The organism is Psychrobacter sp. PG1 (assembly GCF_014897815.1).
Taxonomy (GTDB): domain Bacteria; phylum Pseudomonadota; class Gammaproteobacteria; order Pseudomonadales; family Moraxellaceae; genus Psychrobacter.
In genome coordinates, this window is record NZ_JABUZG010000064.1 from 20,960 (window position 1) to 41,103 (window position 20,144).

At 42.2% G+C, this 20,144-nt stretch carries 19 protein-coding genes and 1 tRNA gene; 9 read left to right on the plus strand and 11 right to left on the minus strand.

Annotation, left to right across the window (positions count from 1 at the left end; translation table 11 throughout):
• From INT03_RS10335 to INT03_RS10345, 3 genes are all read left to right on the plus strand, one after another.
• Window positions 1-474: hypothetical protein (locus INT03_RS10335; protein ID WP_193008877.1), on the plus strand; the 474-nt coding region annotated here is incomplete at its 5' end.
• Window positions 475-855: 381 nt separating this feature from the next.
• On the plus strand, window positions 856-2,172 hold the full coding sequence (locus INT03_RS10340; protein WP_193008878.1) for a valine--pyruvate transaminase: 1,317 nt from the start codon (window positions 856-858) through the stop codon (window positions 2,170-2,172).
• Window positions 2,173-2,281: 109 nt separating this feature from the next.
• Window positions 2,282-2,704, plus strand: a complete 423-nt coding sequence (locus INT03_RS10345; protein WP_193008879.1) for a hypothetical protein — start codon at window positions 2,282-2,284, stop codon at window positions 2,702-2,704.
• Window positions 2,705-2,719: 15 nt separating this feature from the next.
• Here INT03_RS10345 and INT03_RS10350 read toward each other — a convergent pair whose 3' ends face one another.
• The 4 genes from INT03_RS10350 to hisB all read right to left on the minus strand — a co-directional run bounded on the left by INT03_RS10350 (window position 2,720) and on the right by hisB (window position 5,958).
• Window positions 2,720-3,841: an SH3 domain-containing protein gene (locus tag INT03_RS10350; RefSeq protein WP_193008880.1), complete on the minus strand. Its 1,122-nt coding sequence runs from the start codon at window positions 3,839-3,841 to the stop codon at window positions 2,720-2,722.
• Window positions 3,842-3,939: 98 nt separating this feature from the next.
• Entirely contained in the window at window positions 3,940-4,314 is a 375-nt protein-coding gene (locus tag INT03_RS10355) for a hypothetical protein (RefSeq protein ID WP_193008881.1), read from the minus strand.
• Window positions 4,315-4,497: 183 nt separating this feature from the next.
• Window positions 4,498-5,133: an imidazole glycerol phosphate synthase subunit HisH gene (gene hisH, locus INT03_RS10360; RefSeq protein ID WP_087813930.1), complete on the minus strand. Its 636-nt coding sequence runs from the start codon at window positions 5,131-5,133 to the stop codon at window positions 4,498-4,500.
• Between the two features lie 159 nt (window positions 5,134-5,292).
• Window positions 5,293-5,958, minus strand: coding sequence for an imidazoleglycerol-phosphate dehydratase HisB (gene hisB / locus INT03_RS10365; protein WP_045453866.1), 666 nt, complete (start codon window positions 5,956-5,958; stop codon window positions 5,293-5,295).
• 400 nt (window positions 5,959-6,358) lie between these two features.
• Between hisB and INT03_RS10370 the strand changes: the two genes are divergently transcribed.
• The gene (locus INT03_RS10370) at window positions 6,359-6,781 is read left to right on the plus strand and encodes a hypothetical protein (RefSeq protein ID WP_045453868.1); all 423 of its coding nucleotides are present in this window, start codon (window positions 6,359-6,361) and stop codon (window positions 6,779-6,781) included.
• Window positions 6,782-6,903: 122 nt separating this feature from the next.
• Window positions 6,904-6,979, plus strand: a tRNA-Phe gene (locus tag INT03_RS10375).
• 87 nt (window positions 6,980-7,066) lie between these two features.
• Here INT03_RS10375 and INT03_RS10380 read toward each other — a convergent pair.
• Window positions 7,067-7,435: a hypothetical protein gene (locus INT03_RS10380; protein ID WP_193008882.1), complete on the minus strand. Its 369-nt coding sequence runs from the start codon at window positions 7,433-7,435 to the stop codon at window positions 7,067-7,069.
• A 182-nt stretch (window positions 7,436-7,617) separates the two neighbouring features.
• Here INT03_RS10380 and INT03_RS10385 point away from each other — a divergent pair, with 182 nt between their 5' ends.
• Window positions 7,618-8,118, plus strand: a complete 501-nt coding sequence (locus INT03_RS10385) for a DUF4385 domain-containing protein (protein WP_193008883.1) — start codon at window positions 7,618-7,620, stop codon at window positions 8,116-8,118.
• Window positions 8,119-8,282: 164 nt separating this feature from the next.
• The gene (locus INT03_RS10390) at window positions 8,283-8,984 is read left to right on the plus strand and encodes a phosphoglycolate phosphatase (RefSeq protein ID WP_193008884.1); all 702 of its coding nucleotides are present in this window, start codon (window positions 8,283-8,285) and stop codon (window positions 8,982-8,984) included.
• Window positions 8,985-9,029: 45 nt separating this feature from the next.
• On the opposite strand, the gene INT03_RS10395 is transcribed toward INT03_RS10390, so the two are convergent.
• A complete protein-coding gene (locus INT03_RS10395; protein ID WP_193008885.1) occupies window positions 9,030-10,607 on the minus strand; it encodes a YifB family Mg chelatase-like AAA ATPase in 1,578 nt (525 codons plus the stop codon).
• Between the two features lie 522 nt (window positions 10,608-11,129).
• Between INT03_RS10395 and INT03_RS10400 the strand changes: the two genes are divergently transcribed.
• Window positions 11,130-13,460 carry a penicillin acylase family protein gene (locus INT03_RS10400; RefSeq protein ID WP_296292604.1) on the plus strand — a complete coding sequence of 777 codons (2,331 nt, stop codon included), beginning with the start codon at window positions 11,130-11,132 and terminating at the stop codon, window positions 13,458-13,460.
• Between the two features lie 421 nt (window positions 13,461-13,881).
• A complete protein-coding gene (gene hemN / locus INT03_RS10405) occupies window positions 13,882-15,423 on the plus strand; it encodes an oxygen-independent coproporphyrinogen III oxidase (protein WP_193008886.1) in 1,542 nt (513 codons plus the stop codon).
• A 278-nt stretch (window positions 15,424-15,701) separates the two neighbouring features.
• Here the strand turns inward: hemN and INT03_RS10410 are convergent, their stop codons facing one another.
• The 5 genes from INT03_RS10410 to INT03_RS10430 form a co-directional block, all read right to left on the minus strand.
• Window positions 15,702-17,093, minus strand: coding sequence for an esterase-like activity of phytase family protein (locus INT03_RS10410; protein WP_193008887.1), 1,392 nt, complete (start codon window positions 17,091-17,093; stop codon window positions 15,702-15,704).
• Window positions 17,094-17,257: 164 nt separating this feature from the next.
• Window positions 17,258-18,118 carry an SPFH domain-containing protein gene (locus INT03_RS10415; protein ID WP_045447605.1) on the minus strand — a complete coding sequence of 287 codons (861 nt, stop codon included), beginning with the start codon at window positions 18,116-18,118 and terminating at the stop codon, window positions 17,258-17,260.
• A 15-nt stretch (window positions 18,119-18,133) separates the two neighbouring features.
• A complete protein-coding gene (locus INT03_RS10420; RefSeq protein WP_193008888.1) occupies window positions 18,134-18,631 on the minus strand; it encodes an NfeD family protein in 498 nt (165 codons plus the stop codon).
• A gap of 184 nt (window positions 18,632-18,815) precedes the next feature.
• Window positions 18,816-19,364 (minus strand): porin family protein, encoded by a 549-nt coding sequence (locus INT03_RS10425; RefSeq protein ID WP_193008889.1) that lies wholly within the window; start codon window positions 19,362-19,364, stop codon window positions 18,816-18,818.
• A gap of 209 nt (window positions 19,365-19,573) precedes the next feature.
• Complete coding sequence (locus INT03_RS10430) at window positions 19,574-20,116, minus strand: porin family protein (RefSeq protein ID WP_045447596.1); 543 nt, start codon at window positions 20,114-20,116, stop codon at window positions 19,574-19,576.
• Between the last annotated feature and the right edge of the window lie 28 nt (window positions 20,117-20,144).

A 20,144-nucleotide genomic window follows, 5' to 3' on the forward strand; every position in this document is an offset into this window, starting at 1 on the left:
GATTGCTATATTTATGATTACTATGGACTTGTAAACTGTATCTTTGATGAAACAACCCTTTTTGAAAGTGGAGTTATCAAAATACCTCCTTCTAAGAAAACTAGTTCTCAACTAAAAAAAACCCATCTTTCGAAAAAAGTACTTTTGCTAGATAATACCTCAGAAATCATAGACTCTATCGACAGCCCTTCACATATAAGCGACGATAGAAGCATGAAATCACTCAAAAGTCTTATTAAACTATTCCATAGTAATGGTAATTTTAAGCCCAGAAAGTCAGTAGAAATTAGAAAAAAGAAGGGAGGGTATTTAGTTGATCGTATGCTTAGTAGTGGTATTATTCAAACTAATAGAAACTCCAAACTTAATCAGGAAGAGTTTGAAATAAACCCTGAGCTACAAGTTATATTATTTCAGTTCTTAGATAGTGGCGTTACTACACCTGAAATTTATGAAATAATTAGAGACTTATAACTTATTATATTGACTTCATTAACAGGATTTTATGCTGCTTTTGACTATCGTATTATAATAGTTTGCAATCATGATTACGCTGATAGCTCAATGGTCTGTGACCCTTATAACGCCTTGCATAGGATTGATTGCTCGAACATTAGAACGCTATTTTGATGTGCTGTGCGCCACGAACTGCAAGCGCAAAGAGGGTTATCTACACAACCTCAAACGCCTTCTACTCACCTAGAAGGCTTTTTTTTGCTTCACAACCTGTATAGACATATAAGTCAATATCTCCCCCGCACTTTGCTTATTTTATAGCCCTCATTTGCTATACTAGCCCAACTTTATCGGTTAAATACCCACTTATAATACCCTCCCAAACAGCATGGTAGCCTTATGAAATTCTCAAAGTTCGGTCAAAAATTTACCCAGCCCACTGGCATCTCACAATTGATGGATGATCTGGGCGATGCGCTAAAAAGCGATCAGCCAGTCAACATGCTGGGCGGTGGTAACCCTGCCAAAATTGATGCCGTCAATGAGTTGTTTTTGGAGACGTATAAAGCGCTTGGCAATGATAATGATGCAGGTGAGGCCAATAGTAGCGCCATTATCAGCATGGCGAACTACTCTAATCCGCAAGGTGATTCGGCCTTTATCGATGCCTTGGTTGGCTTCTTTAACCGTCATTATGATTGGAATCTGACCTCAGAAAACATTGCCTTGACCAATGGCTCACAGAATGCGTTTTTCTATCTGTTTAATCTGTTTGGCGGTGCGTTCGCTGATGAAAAGAACCAATCTATCGACAAGTCCATTCTACTGCCATTGACCCCTGAGTATATCGGCTATAGCGACGTGCATGTCGAAGGTCAGCATTTCGCAGCGGTATTGCCACATATCGATGAAGTGACTCATGATGGTGAAGAAGGCTTCTTTAAATATCGTGTGGATTTTGACGCGTTAGAGAACTTGCCAGCGCTAAAGGAAGGCCGTATTGGCGCGATTTGCTGCTCCCGCCCGACCAATCCGACTGGCAACGTACTGACCGATGATGAAATGGCACATTTGGCCAAGATTGCCAAACGTTATGACATACCGCTTATCATCGATAATGCCTACGGTATGCCCTTCCCTAACATCATCTATTCAGACGCGCATTTGACGTGGGATGACAATACGATTCTGTGCTTTAGCCTGTCTAAAATCGGCCTGCCCGGTATGCGTACGGGTATTATCGTAGCCGATGCGAAAGTGATTGAAGCGGTCAGCGCGATGAATGCGGTGGTGAATTTAGCACCGACACGCTTTGGTGCAGCGATTGCCACGCCATTGGTAGAAAATGACCGTATCAAGCAGTTAGCCGATAATGAGATTAAACCGTTTTATCAAAAGCAGGCGACCCTTGCCGTGAAGCTGTTAAAAGAAGCTTTGGGCGATTATCCGTTGATGATTCATAAGCCTGAAGGCGCGATATTCTTATGGTTATGGTTTAAAGACTTGCCGATTACCACCGTTGAGCTGTATGAGATTTTAAAAGAAAAAGGCACACTCATTGTACCAAGTCAGTATTTCTTCCCTGGTGTCGATGTCAGCGATTATCAGCATGCACATGAGTGTATTCGTATGAGTATCGCGGCTGATGAGCAGACGCTAACCGATGGTATTGCAGCGATTGGTGAAGTGGTGCGTGAGTTATATGATGGTCGGTAGGTTTTGCAAGTGAGCTGAGAATTATAGTTAGATCTAGTGTAAAAGTATTCGAAAGTCTCTACGCCAGTTACAGCCATCACATTATTTTAGGAATAATTAAATGAGACTTATGTCAGCTATAGTCTTACTTCTAATGTCTGGTTGTAGCGCTGTACATTCCGATGACGCCAACTATAAAGTTTTGATTCATGGCAATGAGGAATGCAACTATGACTATGGTGTAGAAGACTTTTGCGACGAATATAATCAAATATCCTATAAAAATACTGACAAGACTGTCAATTTTGATAAAGATAAAGTTTTAGTATTTCCGGAAGATAACTTTGGTTATTTAGTTGTTATAAACCCAGAAACTCAAATAGCTTATCCTTTTGGATACTTAGTTAATTATAAAAAACTAATTTTTTCTAAAAATTCTAACGAATTCTGTATAGAGGGAGATATCTCCGCTTATCGTGATGAGGATAGTGGATACTTCTGTTTTGAGTTTACTGAAAACAACTTTGAGCGTATTTACGATGCTACTCGCTAGTATTTAGCCTAACAATTATAAATCTACCTTTATCCTAATATATTGAAAAGTATCATTAAGATCATTAAAGTTGCCGTTTTCTTTCCAGAAGGCGGCGCTATGAGTAACCGCTAAATATAAATAGCCGTCTCTTGCCCAAAATATGTCTCTTGGCTCCTCCATAGGCATCCAATGCCTAAAGCCTGCACCCATAATCGGGATGATGTCTGTTCCCTTAATTCTATACAGCTCTAGATCGGTGTATTGCTCATATGGGTTGGTATAGGCTGAGATGATATATTTTTTATTGGGCGAGATATGAGGATAATCTATAAACGTCTGCGTCGTCTCACCCGAATTTTTATCAATCATCTTATAGTCACCGCTTTCCCAGTAACCTCCACTGACCAAATACTGATTTAACGGGGCAATCTGACCTACGTACTCAAAAATCTGATACCCATCATTATCTACATTCTTATCAGTGAACGTTACTACCTTGCCAGCAGTTGGAATGGATATCACCCCATTTCTCTTTTTAATACTTTCATCTTTTGATAAAAAATCAACGGCAAGTGGACGTTTCTTCTCAAACAAAGCCTTATCAATTAGCTCTATTTTTAGGTAATCGTTAAGTGCTTTGCCATTTTCAAAAGTCTCGTAGTCTTCGCCAATGGATAGATATGCTAGTATGTTTAAATCTTTGGACGTTAGCGAGGCAGGTATAGTAGAACCCGTTTGCTCTTTTCTCACAAAGACCTTTTCCCATTTAACAACGTCTGTCTCTACAATGCCATCATTGTCCTCGTCATACTCTCTACGAATTCTGTCTTGCACCGCATACCAATCCTTTCTATCTTCAATGACCTCTAGTTTCTCTCCGAACGTATAGCTTTTCACCTTTCGAGCAGCGCCGCTTGGTAACTGACGTGCGATTGCCCCATCTTTTTCCGTCACGTAAACTTGCTTCAATACAGTCGTATCATCGTAGTCAATCTCGATACCATCACGATTGTACTGCGCCAAAAGTGCTGCCGATATGGGTTTATTGAGGTCAATGATGACGTTTTGACTTGCCACTGCTGAATGATAGCTAAACATCGTTAGACATAGAATAATAGAAGAAAAAATGTAAGTAGATATTTTAAATGAAGACATAATATGGTCTGCTATATATTTTATATTATAAATTTTACACCATAAAATCCTACTTAAGTTTACTTTTTTGATATCTGAAATAAAATCACTTCAGAATATTAGCGCTGCTTTAACAGTTTAGTAGACGGATTGAATGAACTGAATATCTTCGTCCACTTATTCAGCGCATAGAGCACGTAAGGCAGCAGGCACGTATTGATCAAATCACGGAGGCTTGCGACCAGCTGTTCGTGGCTTAAGCCCACCATGCCTGACGCTTCAATCGTATTTCGATTATCTAAATACTCGCCCAATAAAGCAATGCCCGTCACGACGACTAAAGCCATGAATGATCTGATGCTTTGGTTTTTAATGATAGGACGCAGCACAAGCAGACACAAAAGATAGATGCCGACGCCGACATAGATATGTAAGGCATCTTTGGCAAGTCCAGACACTTCAATAACATTGATTTTAAAAGCGGTAAAATCCACTGAGATATTCCAAATATAAGCAAGTAGAAAACGACTGAGAGTATCACTAAACCATGATGGCTAAACTATAATAACTAAAGAGTGGCAGCTACAAAGTGATGGCTGAGCATAAAAAAGGCAGATTATACAATTGATAATCTACCTTCTGCTAAATTAAATATTCACTTCACGGTTATCAACTACTTACACATCCCACTCAACGAAATTTTTCAACAACTGCAAGCCAGCAGTATGACTTTTTTCTGGGTGAAACTGGGTGGCAAATAAATTATCTTGGATGACACTGGCACAAAACGGTTGACCATAGTCACATATCGCTGCCACTTGTGAGCTATCAGTAGGCTCGCAATAATAGCTATGTACAAAGTAAAAATGCGCATTGTTTTGAATACCATGCCACAGCGGATGGTCAAAATCCATACCGCTAATGGTATTCCAGCCCATATGCGGTACTTTTATAGTTGCGCCCTGCTCGTCTTTCCACGTAGGGTCAAATGCTTCTACATTACCGTTTAAGATACCCAAACAGTCTGTGCCACCATTTTCAGCGGACTGCTCAAACAATGCCTGCATGCCCACACAAATAGCCATGACAGGCTTGTTAAACACTGCATGGCGTATCACGTCATCAATCCCTGCTTCATGCATGCCAGCGATACAGTCACGCATCGCACCGACACCGGGGAAGACAATCTTGTCTGCCGCAGCGACAACCTTAGGATCATTGGTGATAGAGACGTCTGCCCCTACCACTGACAAGGCTTTACTGGCGGAATGCAAATTACCCATACCATAATCTAGTAGCGCTACTTTAGTCATCGATTGGTTCTCATTTTTAAATATTTTGACTACTGTACTATTTATACTGTTGGCCATTACTAAGGTGTAGATAAGGTTTTGCTACAAGGAAGTCAAGCACAGGCTGTACAACTAGTACGCCAAGCTTGACTGACACCGTAGCAGACCCTTAAATGCGCATTAGAAAGCCTCTTTAGTCGAAGGCAGAGTATTGAGTGCACGCTCATCATATTCGCACGCCATACGTAGCGCACGAGCAAACGCTTTAAAGGTAGATTCAATTTGATGATGGCTATTTTTGCCTTTTAGATTGTCTAAATGCACCGTCATCCAAGAATGGTTCACAAAACCATAAAAGAATTCACTAAACAGGTCAACATCGAAATTACCGACATGCGAACGGGTAAATGGAATGTCCATGTGTAAACCCGGACGTCCTGATAGATCGACGACAGCGCGGGTCAATGCCTCATCTAGCGGCGCATAAAAATGCCCATAACGACGAATGCCTTTTTTGTCGCCCAATGCCTTGTTAAATGCTTGTCCAAGGGTAATACCAGTGTCTTCAACGCTATGATGGTCATCGATAAAGGTGTCACCGTTGCATTTAATCTCTAAGTCAAACAAACCGTGACGCTTGATTTGATCAATCATATGATCCAAAAACGGTACGCCAGTATCTACAACCCCTTGACCCGTACCATCAAGATTGACGGTACAAGTCACTTGGGTCTCAGCAGTAATGCGCTCAACGGTCGCAATACGTTCAGGGCGACCATGTAGATTTAGGTTTTTTGGTGCATTTTGCTCAGGTGTATCAGCAGTCGTCATTGCATTGGCTGTCATGGCTACTCTCTATCAGTTTTTATCAGTGAAAAGCGGTCAATAAATAAGGCGAAACATGTCTAAATATTTTACTAGTGTCTGGGTCAGCGCTAGCAAAAAATGTATTAGAAAATGATATATACAAAAGATATCAAGGTATTAGGGTTTGTACGTACTAAATATCATCTAGCCTCATCATAGCAAACCCTAACATTTACTGCCACGACCAAGCGGTAAACCACGCACAAAATTACCTCATTCTGCTAAAATAGTGTGTTCAGTATTATTAATCATGATTTGCACTGACTTTTAGATATCATATTCTACAGCCTACTTTCTATGACTTTTGCCGTGTTATAACTTTGTGCTGTGTCATACTGCTACTTTATACGATAGAAACCCTCTGTTTATAGGAACTGCCATGCCTTTAGAAGCGATCGCCATTAATAGCTTGGATGTACCACTTATCAAAAAACCTGCTCGCGACAATGAGCTATCAGAGCGCTTGCAGGCATTATACGATAGCGATGACGCGCAGCCTGATGGTATCGAGGTATTAAATATCGTTGAGCAAGGTTTTAAGCGTGGTCAGTATCTATACGTCGGTATGTTTAATGATAAACCTATCGCCGCTGTTGGCTGTTTTGATGATGGGCAAACCGATGCCAAGCGTTTGCAATATTTAACGGTGCATCAGCAAAATCGCGGTCGCGCGATCGATGCTAAGTTTATCAAACTGGTCTATGATGCCGAGGTCAAAAAAGGTGTGCGTGAGTTTGTCCCTGCCGATGCAGATATTCATCGTATTATGAGCGAGTATGATTTACTGCGTGTTAAAGATTAAATCGAAAGCAGAGATAGTTAATTTTGCCAATATTTGATTATTTATCGTCTTTTATCTTCTATTATGCAAAAACTACTTGACAGCAACGTCTATATTTAGTTTAATAGCGCCTCAACGAAGACGGCTCGATAGCTCAGTCGGTAGAGCAACGGATTGAAAATCCGTGTGTCGGCAGTTCGAACCTGCCTCGAGCCACCATTCGTTTAAGAATTCTAAAAAGCCCCAAACAGCAATGTTCGGGGCTTTTTTTATGCTTATATTCCGTTCTGAAATAAGTCTAATAGCTTATGACAAACGTCTCCTTAATAACACCTCGCAACGTTCACGCGAGTCTAAGTCATAAACCGTCGCGCGGTAATCGATACCATGACGCCCTTCAAAAAATATCACTCTATCGCCCACTGCTAAAAAGCAAGACGTGCGCGCATCATAAATGAAACCATCAATCACGAACGCCAAATCACGATCTATCTCGCGTACCGTGTAAGTTTCTCCTTGCGGAATCAACCGCTCAAACCATGCGCTATGGGCAACATTGGTGCTTAACACGCTGATGAGCAGCAGCACCAATATCACAAATATACTTTTTAACGACATCGTAAAAGTCGAGCCAGCTAGACTGATGCTATTGAGGATGTTTTTATTAACTGTCATAACTTTAACCTACTCAGACCTGCTCAATGATTAATTCTATTCGCCATGCTTCTCATGCTAAACGCTTACTGTCACGGTTGCATAACATTTTTGTGCTGTTTTTTAGACAGCGGCGCTCAGTATACTCGATAGTATTGATAATGATAAATTTGACAGATGACGAATACTAATAGGGAAAAGCGATGAGAGCGTTCGATTACGATTTGGATTATAAAAACCTAGATTTGCGCGCGCAGCCAGAGCTTTACCGTGTCGGTCGCGGCGAACAAGGTGTATTATTGGTAGAGCCGTATAAGTCTGAAATCCTGCCACACTGGCGCTTTGCGACCCCTGATATTGCGCTTGAGAGCAGCGAGACAATTTATCAGATGTTTTTAGATTATCTGGCGGCCGATGACTTTGTCGGTGCAGATATGGCGCGCAAATTTATTCAAATGGGCTACACCCGCGCCCGTCGTTACGCCAATCACAAAGGCGGCAAAAAATACAAGGGTGCTGTTCCCGATGATAAAAAAGGTCAGAGCGGCGCACATGGTCGCGAAGAGTTGCCACGACAAATCGAAGACCCAATCAAAGCAGAGTCAGCGCGCATATTTAAACAAAAATGGGACGAGTGTCGTGAGAACGAAGAGTATCTAAGAATGAAAAAGGAACATCGCGAACGTTATAAAGAGGTTGAATAAACATAAAACATATCAATAAAAATTATCCTCAGCCTGAAAAGATAGAAATATTGATAATGACAGACTGTTAAATAATTGAATTCATGATTTGCTGTGCTAAGGTAATGAGGGCTTGGAGCTAATACTCCAAAGAAGTATAAAATTGATAGCGTGGGCAAATAATAATGACTGTAGATATTAAGCAACTTTTGATTTTTGATTTCGATGGCACGCTCATTGATAGTGTGCCAGATTTGGCTGATGCGACTAATGCGATGTTAAACACGCTGGGCAAAGAGACTTACCCTATCGAGACCATACGAAACTGGATAGGCAACGGCTCAAGATTGCTGGTAGAGCGCGCACTAGTAGGTAAGGTAGAAGTGTTAGAAGGCGAGTTGACGGTCGAGGAAGCCAATCACGCAGAGCACCTGTTTTTTGAGTCTTACAAAAATCTCAGTGGTAGCAAAACCGTTGCTTACCCAGATGTCGATAGCGGACTAAAAAAGCTAAAAGCGGCAGGATTTACGCTGGCGCTAGTGACCAATAAGCCGATTCGTTTTGTACCGAAAATATTGCAATCCTTTGGCTGGCAGGACTTATTCAGTGAAATATTAGGCGGTGATAGTCTCTCAACTAAAAAGCCTGATCCAGCACCGCTATTGCATGTCTGTAAAGCGTTGAACGTCACTCCAGAACAAGCTGTGATGATTGGCGATTCTAGAAACGATATCTTAGCCGGACAAAATGCTAATATGAATACTTTCGGGCTGTCTTATGGTTATAATTATGGACAAGATATCCGTGAGCTAAATCCTACCGAAGCCTTTGATGACTTTGCGGCATTAGTAGAATATATTTTCAAAAATTATAAGATAGACAGCTAAAATTTGAACATTAGAATAATTCATTTAAGCCATTCTTTGAAATTATTATTTGCTCCGATAACTCAGCGCCTCAGACACATGAGCGCTTGTAATATCGATACTGTCAGCCAAATCAGCAATGGTACGCGCCACTCGCAATACTCGATGATAACCGCGTGCCGATAAGTTTAGACGCTGCTGAGCGAGCTGTAATAGTTGCTGTTCGCCCTCTCCTAGTTGGATATATTTATCAATCTCGCTAGGGCTAAGCTCATTATTGACCTTTTGTTGCCGCTGCATCTGATGTTTATGTGCGGCAATAACTCGAACGCGCACTTGTTCGGAGGTTTCGCCAGCTTGAGCATTTTGCAAGTCGGCAATTGGCAGCGCAGGTACAGTGATATGCAAATCAATGCGATCAAGCAGTGGACCTGATAGTTTGTCTTGGTAACGTTTAATCTGCTCAGGTCGACAGCGACAACGCCCTGAGGTATCGCCATCATAGCCGCATGGACATGGATTCATGGCAGCGACCAATTGGAAATTTGCCGGAAAAGTCATCTGCGAGTTGGCACGGCTAATAGTGATTTGCTTGGCTTCTAATGGCTGACGCAATACCTCAAGCACACTCCGATCAAACTCTGGCAATTCGTCAAGGAATAATACGCCTTTATTGGCAAGGGTAATTTCACCCGGTTTTGGTCGTGAGCCACCACCCACCAAAGCCACGGCTGATATAGTGTGATGAACTTGCCTAAATGGTCTTGTCCCATAATCGTAATCGCTGTCTGCCACTGAATAAGTACTGGCAACTTCTAACGCATCCTCAGCACTCAAATCCGGCAATATGGTCGGTAGCCGCGAGGCCATCAATGTCTTGCCTGAGCCGGGTGGCCCTGTGAACAACAGCGAATGACCACCAGCGGCGGCAATCTCTAGCGCGCGCCGAGCATGATGCTGTCCTTTGACATCAGCCAAGTCCACTTGATAGCCAACATGCTGCTGTGCTGGACTGGGTTGTACAACGTCCAAAGATTCATAGGCTGCGCTTGGATTCGCTAACGACTGTAAGTGGTCACAAACTGTCTTTAAGCTTTGCGCGGCTAGTATCGTCACGCCATCCACACGGCTAGCCTCAGCACCATTATCAATCGGTACGATAAGCTGCGGTGTTTGTGGTTTTGGCTGCGGTTCGCTCAGCTCTTGTTCAGTGATATTTGCCAGCTGCAATACCTTGGACGCCAGCGCCTCAGCTTTGATCGCTCGTGCCACCGCTAAGCTGCCTGTCACTTGCCGTAAATTCCCATTGAGCGCTAACTCACCGATAAACTCAAACCCTGATAATACTTCTGGATCCAATTGATCACTGGCTGCCAAGATTCCGATGGCAATCGGTAAATCAAGACGCGCGCCATCTTTAGGCAAATCAGCGGGGGCTAAATTGATCGTGAGACGACGATTAGGAAATTGAAAGCCAGAGTTCAGAATCGCAGAGCGTACACGGTCTTTGCTCTCACGTACCGCCGCCTCCGGCAAACCGACAATGGTCAATGCTGGCAACCCTTGTGACAGATGCACTTCAATAATGACCTTGGGCGCATGTAATCCGACGACTGAACGGGTATAGACTTGAGCAAACGACATCAGCATTTTCCTAATATAGGGAATAAATGATAATAGAGTATTATGTATCAGTGCGCAAATGTCATGTTTCCTTGTCTCATTTTATTTACTAGCATAATTATCAACAGTTGTTATATGATAAACGGATGCTCTTTCGCTCAGTCTTATTCGGCTATGCTGCCCCAAAAATTCTCACGCCTGTTAACCATGTTATTAACGTATTGGATAATTTTAATCGCGCTACAAAGCATTAAAGATTAGCAAGAGTATTGGCAATAAAAGGATTTTATTGATCATATAAAGTTTGCTGGCGGCTTTTTGCTGCAGATTTATATAACACCTACTTTATATAATACCTACTTTATATAATACCTACTACCATGGACGGATAAGCTTATGAGCATAAAGATGCATAATCGGCGTGTGCCCACACTCACGCTACTGACAGTAGCAGTCTCTTTAGGACTATTCGGCTGCTAAGACAGCGACAATAGTTTCAATGACGATGATGTCATACTACCTTCCACTAATTATGAAGCCGATATTCAGCGCACTGAGTTCGGTATACCGCACATCACCGCAAAGGATTACAAAGGCCTTGGTTATGGCGTCGGTTATGCATTCGCAGAAGATAATATTTGCTCACTAGCACGTGAAGTTGTAGTCGCTAGCGGTCAGAGTATGCTGTATCTAGGCGCTGACGGTAATTTGGCTAGCGATGCTTTTTATACGTGGTACAACACTGACAAGCGAAAAGCTGAATTTTTAGCAGCTCAAGACCCTGAAGTCATTGATGCTGTGACAGGTTATGCAGCAGGCTATAGCCGTTATCTACGTGATAAAGGCGTGGCCAATATCGATCCTGCTTGTGCCAATGCTGAATGGGTACGCGAGATTACTCTCGATGATTTATTGACGGTCTACGGTAAAGCCAATCTACGTGGTGGCTTATCTAATTTCGTCGGTCCCATTGTAGCAGCGGCACCGCCTTCTATTGCTGGCATTCAGGGTAGCTCAAGAATGCGTAGTGTTCCAGTCGCAAACCCTGTCGTAGAGTCAGCACCTGCATTCAATATGGATACGATTAATGCGATGAGTGGCGGTAGTAATGCCTATGCCTTTGGTAAGGAGGTGACTGGTACTAGTAGCGGGGTCATGTATGCCAATCCGCATGAGCCATGGGATGGCGTCCAACGCTTCTATCAATTTCACTTAACGATGCCAGGTGAGCTGGATGTGATGGGTGCGGCTCAGCAAGGTCAGCCTTTCCCTAACATCGGTTTTAATAAAGACGTGGCATGGAGCCATACCGTATCCACTGCCAAACGTTTTACGCTTTATCAGCTTAGCCTAGTTGACGGAGATCCTCTCAAATACAATTATACTAATAGCGCTGGTGTGACTGAGCAGCGCGATATCGAAACCGTTCCTGTCACTATTCAGCTACCAAATAATCAGACGCAGGTTCACAATATTTATGTCTCACAATATGGACCTATGTTAGCGGTCAATTTACTCAATGGTCAATTACCAGCATGGGGCGCTAATAATCTAGCTTATACTATCCGTGATGCCGCCTCTGAAAACCCAAGAGCACTCAATCAATGGCGTAGTATGAATAAGGCTACGAGTGTTGAGGACTTAGTCGATAGAATGCAAAGCGTCCTTGGTCTTGGGTTTGTTAATACTATTGCTACCGACCGTAATGGTAAGGCACTCTATGCTGACATCTCAACCGTACCAAATGTGACCAAAGCTAAGCTTGAAGCTTGTAGTAGTGCTGCATCTGGCCCCTTCCTTGGTGCTTTAATTGCCTCTGACTTGCCAGCACTGAATGGTAGTACCGCTGCCTGTGAATGGGGAGTTGATACAGACTCACCGCAAGCAGGTATCTTTGGGCGCTCAAACTTACCTTTCTTGATCCGCGATGATTATGTTGCTAACTCGAATGATAGCTATTGGTTAAGCAATTTAGAGCAACCACTGACTGGATTTTCACCGCTCCTACGTCGTCGTTTAGCCCCCTTCTTGGGTGCTAGTCCAGCAGATGGTGTTCCATTGCTTATGCGCTCACGTATGGGACTGGTTCAAATACAAGATCGATTCAGTAATAAAGATAACTTGGGCGGTACTAACTTCAATTTAAACAATATGCAAAAGGTCGTCTATGGTAACCGCAGTTATGTCGCTGAGTTGGTACTCGACGACGTATTAGCAGATTGTCGAGTGAATGCTAGCATGCCTTTGACAGGTGGCTCTACTATTGATGCAACTAATGCTTGTAATATCTTGAGTAATTGGGATCGTCGTAATAATTTAGAGAGCAAAGGCGCTCATGTCTTTAGAGAGTTTTGGCGTAATGTGGACTTTAATGAAACGACTGATACGATCTTCAGTGTTAAGTTCGATGCAAAAGACCCAGTCAATACGCCTCGTGGTTTAATTATTAGTGCGGATACACGTACTGCTTTAGGAGATTCCATTAAGTTCTTCCAAGATAAAAATATCGCATTGGATGCAACCTTAGGTGAGCTACAATTCGTAATTGATGCAGGTAAAAATAACGAACGTATTCCTATGCATGGTGGACAAGGACGCGAAGGTATTTTTAATGTGGCAAGAGGACCTGGCGCAAACGCTGCTGGTAATTACGTCATCAACAATGGACCCACTTATATGCAGTCGGTGACTTTTGATACCAAAGGCCCCGTTGTAGAAGCCTTACTCGCATACTCACAATCAGCAGATAGCACACGGCCGTATCACCGTGACCAAACCCGTCGCTATTCAGCTAAAGAATGGATTCGCTTACCCTTCAATGCTAATGACGTTAGCAAGCAAGCCGTTGGCAATAAAATCCAGCTAAAAGAATAAGTTTGACGTAACTTAAATTAGTGATAACTTAAATTAGTGATAAAAAGACCTCAGATATATGCTGAGGTCTTTTTACTTTATGGAAGCAGTCTGTTTGAATATCGTCGATGCATCATGATGCCAGCACTTAGCCAGCTAACCGCAAGAGGGGTATGAGTATAATTGCCAAAATCAAATGGACTTATCATAGACAGTTTGTATGTAAGAAAACTCGCCGACCACCCCACTGCAAACAAGGATTTGTTATAATAGTGCTTATTGATGGCTATCAATTTAGCAGCATATAGCGCTGTGAAAATTATTATTGATAACAAAGTTATTATGGTTATTAATCATCTATCAAACACCTACTGGCTTTCAGATATTTGGTCGTTAGAGATGTAAGAACAGTAATACTCAAGGTCAAAACGAGGAGTACCGCATGACAGAACATTCAGAATTAAATACTCAGCAGCCTTACAATCGTGCAGGAGAGCAACCGACCACGACACGCCCTGTTATGCAATCAGAAAGTCCTTATGCCAGTACGCGTGGCAGTATGATGAGTAAGCAGCTACCTGCCTTTGATGAAGCTATTATTAATAAATACAATCGTTCAGGACCACGTTATACCTCCTATCCGACCGCTTTAGAGTTCTCACCTATCTCTGTTGGTCTTGAGTCAAAGATCCTTCAAAACCGTGAAGCTCGTGCACCACTGTCTTTATATTTTCATATTCCATTCTGTCGTCACCTCTGCTATTACTGCGCTTGCAATAAAATTATCACCAAGAAAAATAGCGACTCAGGCGATTATTTGCAGTATTTAATCGCTGAGATTAAGCACAAACGCCGCCTTCTACCTGTCCCAGAAGGTAGTAGCAAACCCCTCGTTAAACAGCTGCATTTGGGTGGGGGTACGCCAACATTTTTGCGTGATGAAGAAATGGTTCAACTGTGGGAGTTTTTACAAACTCAGTTTGAATTCTTACCTGAAGACAAAGGCGATTACTCTATTGAAATTGACCCACGTGAGCTGAGTGGCGAGACGTTAAAAGTGTTGCGTAACCTTGGCTTTAACCGTGTCAGTTTAGGCGTACAAGACCTCGATGAAACGGTACAAATCGCCGTCAACCGTGTACATTCAGCAGAGCTCATTGAAAATGTGTTAAATGAGGCGCGTGACTTAGGTTTTCACTCTATCAATATCGACCTGATTTATGGTTTGCCGCATCAAACACCCGCAACCTTGGATAAAACGGTGCGCCGTATCATCGAGATGTCGCCGGATCGCTTGTCAGTATTCAATTACGCACACTTGCCAGAACGTTTCAAGGCCCAGCGCCAGATTAAAGAAGCTGATTTGCCAGACCCAGCAGCCAAGCTGACGATGCTTGGCAATACCATCAATACGCTGACCGAAGCTGGCTATCAATATATCGGTATTGATCACTTCGCCAAGCCTGATGATGAATTAGCCGTGGCGCAGCGTGAGGGCAAACTGCATCGTAACTTTCAAGGTTATACCATCATGGGCGATTGTGATTTATTGGGCTTCGGCGTCTCCTCTATCAGTCAAATTGCCAATGCCAATACCCGCTATATTTTGCAAAATGATACAGATTTATCAGTTTATCAAGCGAGCATCGATGCTGCACAAAGTAACTCGGCTGCCATGCCTGCAGTAAAAGTCATCAAAACATCTATCAAAGATCGCTTGCGTGAATATGTGATTATGAATCTACTCTGTCACGACTATATCGATTTTAAAGACATCAATCAAAAATTTGGTATCGATGCCATCACTTACTTTATCAATGAGATTCAACAGCTTGGCGCCATGCAAGAAGACAAGCTCATCGATATGGACGCGGCTGGTATTCGCGTGCTACCAAAAGGTCGATTATTAGGTCGTAATGTCGCCATGGTATTTGATGAATATCTTGAGAAAAAACATAAGAATCGTTTCTCAAAAGTTATTTGATTGAGTTGTTCCATAAATTAAAAGCAGTCATAAAAAAGACCTCACTTGAGGTCTTTTTTATGGTGTTTAATAAAGCTGATGATTGACGAAAAATACCTCTAGGGCGTGTCCTCATTTCAAAAATGGTGATAAAAATGAGATAAATTGCAGTCAAACGAGGAAAATAGCGCAGATAATATCGGGATATTAACCAGCTATTTAACGATGTTTGGCAAAATTTAGCCATTTTTAGCCCGTTTAGATATGATCAATTGAATTGAGGACATGCCCTAGCCTACTCAGTAGCCATCACCACATTCAGAAGGCATCACCATATATAGCCTATTTGCATCTTCTATTGTTTTTTCACTGTCCAAATATTTTTGCTCAATTATGCTTTTAGCATTGGCAATCATTGAATCCGTCATCGCAAAGTCATCGTCATTCAGTAGACCCAATGAGCCATCTTGACGCAACCACAAACCTTCTAACTTATCATGTGGATACTCTACAGTCGCGAGAACGTCGACTGCCAAGGTTTTCTTGACTGGTTTGATTGCCAATTCTTTCAGCAATTGCCAATTTTTTTCATCGGCTGCAATAAGCTGCTCCAGCGTTTGTTCATTAATCGTTAAACCCAATACATGATCTTGCTTGATATTATCTGTATTTAAAATATTCTCAATATCAGTCGCCTGCGAGAGATCTATTTTATAAATGAGCTTTTGCGCAGACTTGTCTTGCAGCGGAAACTTGCGATCATGTTCAATCAAATAAAACTCGTGATTGTTAATCGCAACGATACCCGAAGTCACATGGTGAGCATGATCGAGACGATACAAATACTGTGCTATTTGACCAGAGTATAGATTGATAGTGACGATGCGCGTCAAACTAGAAACACGACCTGAATGATCAGGGTTGTCCATAGAAGACTCCATAATACCCACCAGTGTGCTCTGATCTGGAGTAATCGTTAATGCTTCCATACCGCGATTTGCACGACGTTTGGTAAATTCTGCTGGTAGTAAAATCAGCTGACCATTAGCCATCACATTATTGCGCTCATCGCTCGCAAAGGCATTGATACGCTCAATCTCCACCCCCTGCGCATTATAATGAACCAAATGAGGACCATACTCATCACTGATCCAAAAACTGCCATCTGTGAGCGCAGCAAGACCTTCAGGATCTAAACCATTGATATCGTTTTTGATAGGATTGGTCACTGCATCAAAAGGTAGATTGAGATTCATGGTCATCGGCTGGCCGTCTACATCGTAAGGGACTTCATTAGTTCCGCCGAGTGCTTGTGGATTCGGTAGCCCAGAGATAGGATTGCCATTTACGTCTTTTAGTAGTATCTCTTTAATCTTAATAATTTGCCCAGCTGCTTGTAGCTCAAACAATCCGATGCGCGGTGTATAGTCAGGTACTAAAAACTGTTTACCCGTGCCTGCACTACCTGCAAAATCCGCATTGGGACCGCGATCAGTGAGCACATAAAATTGCTTGGCATTGGTTGGATGAGCCGCTGCATCTGAGCCAAAACCACCCCCTCTAATCTCAAGCTTCCTCTCAGGATACGCAGCATTGATATGCGTATCATCTAGCACGGTATAAGGTAGTGCCGTGCCTTGGATAAAGTCTTTTATTTGAATGATTTCTGTATTAATATTTTGTATCGTCATTTTTTATCCCTGATATATATTTTATTCTTGTTAAACGAACCATATGAGTTATTTATTAGATGTAGCGTTCAGCACAATTGACAGTCGAAAAAATAGCCAGCGCCTAAGAAGCTCACTGACCATTTTAAGAGTTAATGCTATAACACATGGCTATACATGACTTATTAAACCTTAAGCTTGTCACCCACCATACCTTTGATGGTACTTAAAATATCAGCAGGTAATACCACCATTTTTGCATTGTCAGACTCTGCCAGCTCACGAATCGCCTTAATATATTGCTCACCAAGTAAGTAAACAATAGGCATCTCTTCCTCGCCCATTGCATTAGTAATCAAGCGAATAGACTCTTCAGAACCTCTCGCCAATACCACTTGTGCTTCGGCATCACGACGTGACGCCTCTAAACGTCCATCTGCTTCCAAGATAGCCGCTTGCTTTTGACCATCAGCACGAGTCACTGTCGCACGGCGTAGACGCTCTGCCGCCGCCTGCTCTTCCATTGATGCTTGCATCGTTTGCGATGGATTAATATCTTGAATTTCTACTGTCTTTAGGGTGATACCCCAGTCCGCAATATCTTCTGATATCGCATGCTTTAGCTTCATTTTGATTTCATCACGGCTAGACAATGCACTATCAAGATCCATCTCACCGATAATTGAACGTAGTGACGTCTGCACCAAATTACGAATACCATATTCATAATCTTCAATGCCATAAACGGCCTTATCTGGGCGCACGATATTGATATAAGCCACAGCGTTGGCAATAATAACGACGTTGTCTCGCGTAATGACCTCTTGTGAGGGAATATCAAGAACAATGTCTTTGGTCGTCACTTTATAAGCGACATCATCAACGAAAGGAATAATAAGGTTGAGACCCGGCTCTAGTGTTTGGCTATATTTGCCCAATCGCTGCACCACCCACTTATAGCCTTGTGGCACGATTCGAACGCCTTTGAAAACCGTAAAGACAACCAGTGCAACCAAAACCACCATGACAATGCTAAAGCTTTCCATAATTCATCCTTATTATTATAATTGCATGTCTTTATTAATCGCTGCCTGCGATTTCATACTGCTCACAATCAGCTCATTACCGACAATATCGGTCACCACCACTCGATCGCCGACCGCCACCGGCTCACCCGTAGTGCGGCACATCCACTCCGCTGCCCCAACAATAGGAACACTGAATCTGACAGTGCCCGCTCTATCTGGCTGCGGCTGGACGATAATCATGCCAGTTTCACCAACGATAACACTACCACCCAAGCCTGCTTTGGTGCGATCTACTGATAAGGGTTTAATAAACTTGAACCATGCCAGCAAGAATATGGCAGAAAGCACCAACCAAATAATAATTTGCACAGAGACAGAAATAGGCAATAGCCACGAAAGCGCGGCAACGATGATGGCGGCAGCACCAAACCAAAGGCTGGCGAATGTCGGCACAAACATCTCAATGATCAGCAATATAAAACCTAAGACTAACCAGTGCCAAGGTTCAATCAGCCACAGCATCTCCATCATCACTATATTCCCTATCTTTATCATTCTAACTTTTAATGTAGCACATTTTTAGTATTAATAATTTCTTAAAAATCATCAATATATGGTGTGTATACTTCGAAAAATATGAGAAACACATATTAAAACTTAGAGCATAAAAAAACGACCGCCAAAGCGATCGTTTCTTTTTTCTTTAATCAACTTATTAAAACTTAATGTGAGCACCTAAAGTCAATAGAGTAATATCCTCAGCGACATAATCATATTCAGCTTCAACGCTCATGCTAGGGTTAAAGTTATAACCCAAACCAATACCACCAGCAACACCACTATCGCTATCGCTTTCACTAACAGTGTTTCCAAGTACGTCACTTAAAGACGCATCAATCTCAGCTTTAGCAAACCCTAACTTACCTTTGGCATATAAACCAGTATTAGGGAATTGATAACGGTAAGTACCGTAAGCACCATAAGTTTTAAGGTCATATTCACCCTTAAGAAGTCTGGTACCTGTATCAACATCAGTGTCACTAGAGCCTACATATTCAACTTCAGCACCAAAGTTAGGATCAAAGTTATAACCAGCATAAATACCATAAGCAGTAGGATCATCTAGACCATCAGCATCTACCATGAACTTACCAGCTTTTACGCCAACATACGGCTGACCTGCATAGTTAGCTGCCGCTTGCGCGCTGACACTCAATAAAGAGCCAACTGATAGGGCGATCAAAGCTTTTTGTAAAGTATTCATATATCTTCCTGTTAAATAAAACTAAAAATACCATCTGAATGAAAATAACAGAGCATATAAGTTAGCTGAACTATTGTCGAATTCGAGATATTAACAGAACATTATTTCAAATGCACTCTTTTTTAATGACGCTTACAGTGCTTTTTATCGTACAAAAAAACGCACCCTTCGAGGTGCGTTTTTTAGTTATCATACTGCTAATCAAAAACTTAGAATTTTAGCTGAGCACCAACAGTCATTAGATCTGCGTCGCTACCTAACATGTCATATTCAGCTTCGACACTGAAGTTTGGGTTAACCGAATAACCAAGGCCTACACCACCTGCAAGGCTGGTATCATCGTTAGAAATGGTTTTTCTATTAGAGTCTTCAACGATATAGTTACCTTCGATTTCAGTCTTAGCAACACCCAGCTTACCTTTGGCATATAGCGCAGTATTTGGGAACTGATAACGATAAGTACCATACGCGCCATAGCTCTTGGCATCGATATCACCGTTATAATAATCGGCATCGCCTGAACCTACATATTCTGCTTCGATACCAAAGTTAGGATCAAAGTTGTAACCACCATAGACACCATAAGCAGTTGGCTTGTCAGCACCGTTTACATCTAGGTCAAACTGACCGACTTTTACACCAACGTATGGCTGACCAGTGTAACCGTTGCCATAAGATACGGCGGCTTGTGCACCCATGCTTAATAAAGAACCAGCTGCTAATGCAAGTAACGTTTTTTGTAAAGTTTTCATAGTATTCCCCTAGGGTTATATTTTTAAT

Excerpts from the sequence above, each read along its gene's own strand:
- INT03_RS10425 (WP_193008889.1), bottom strand. The coding sequence starts at position 19,364 with ATGAATACTTTACAAAAAGCTTTGATCGCCCTATCAGTTGGCTCTTTA.
- INT03_RS10430 (WP_045447596.1), bottom strand. The coding sequence starts at position 20,116 with ATGAAAACTTTACAAAAAACGTTACTTGCATTAGCAGCTGGTTCTTTA.
- INT03_RS10385 (WP_193008883.1), top strand. The coding sequence starts at position 7,618 with ATGAGAGCGTTCGATTACGATTTGGATTATAAAAACCTAGATTTGCGC.
- hisB (WP_045453866.1), bottom strand. The coding sequence starts at position 5,958 with ATGACAGCCAATGCAATGACGACTGCTGATACACCTGAGCAAAATGCA.
- INT03_RS10410 (WP_193008887.1), bottom strand. The coding sequence starts at position 17,093 with ATGACGATACAAAATATTAATACAGAAATCATTCAAATAAAAGACTTT.
- INT03_RS10340 (WP_193008878.1), top strand. The coding sequence starts at position 856 with ATGAAATTCTCAAAGTTCGGTCAAAAATTTACCCAGCCCACTGGCATC.
- INT03_RS10380 (WP_193008882.1), bottom strand. The coding sequence starts at position 7,435 with ATGACAGTTAATAAAAACATCCTCAATAGCATCAGTCTAGCTGGCTCG.
- INT03_RS10390 (WP_193008884.1), top strand. The coding sequence starts at position 8,283 with ATGACTGTAGATATTAAGCAACTTTTGATTTTTGATTTCGATGGCACG.
- INT03_RS10415 (WP_045447605.1), bottom strand. The coding sequence starts at position 18,118 with ATGGAAAGCTTTAGCATTGTCATGGTGGTTTTGGTTGCACTGGTTGTC.
- INT03_RS10370 (WP_045453868.1), top strand. The coding sequence starts at position 6,359 with ATGCCTTTAGAAGCGATCGCCATTAATAGCTTGGATGTACCACTTATC.
- INT03_RS10350 (WP_193008880.1), bottom strand. The coding sequence starts at position 3,841 with ATGTCTTCATTTAAAATATCTACTTACATTTTTTCTTCTATTATTCTA.
- hisH (WP_087813930.1), bottom strand. The coding sequence starts at position 5,133 with ATGACTAAAGTAGCGCTACTAGATTATGGTATGGGTAATTTGCATTCC.
- INT03_RS10395 (WP_193008885.1), bottom strand. The coding sequence starts at position 10,607 with ATGTCGTTTGCTCAAGTCTATACCCGTTCAGTCGTCGGATTACATGCG.
- hemN (WP_193008886.1), top strand. The coding sequence starts at position 13,882 with ATGACAGAACATTCAGAATTAAATACTCAGCAGCCTTACAATCGTGCA.
- INT03_RS10420 (WP_193008888.1), bottom strand. The coding sequence starts at position 18,631 with ATGATGGAGATGCTGTGGCTGATTGAACCTTGGCACTGGTTAGTCTTA.
- INT03_RS10345 (WP_193008879.1), top strand. The coding sequence starts at position 2,282 with ATGTCAGCTATAGTCTTACTTCTAATGTCTGGTTGTAGCGCTGTACAT.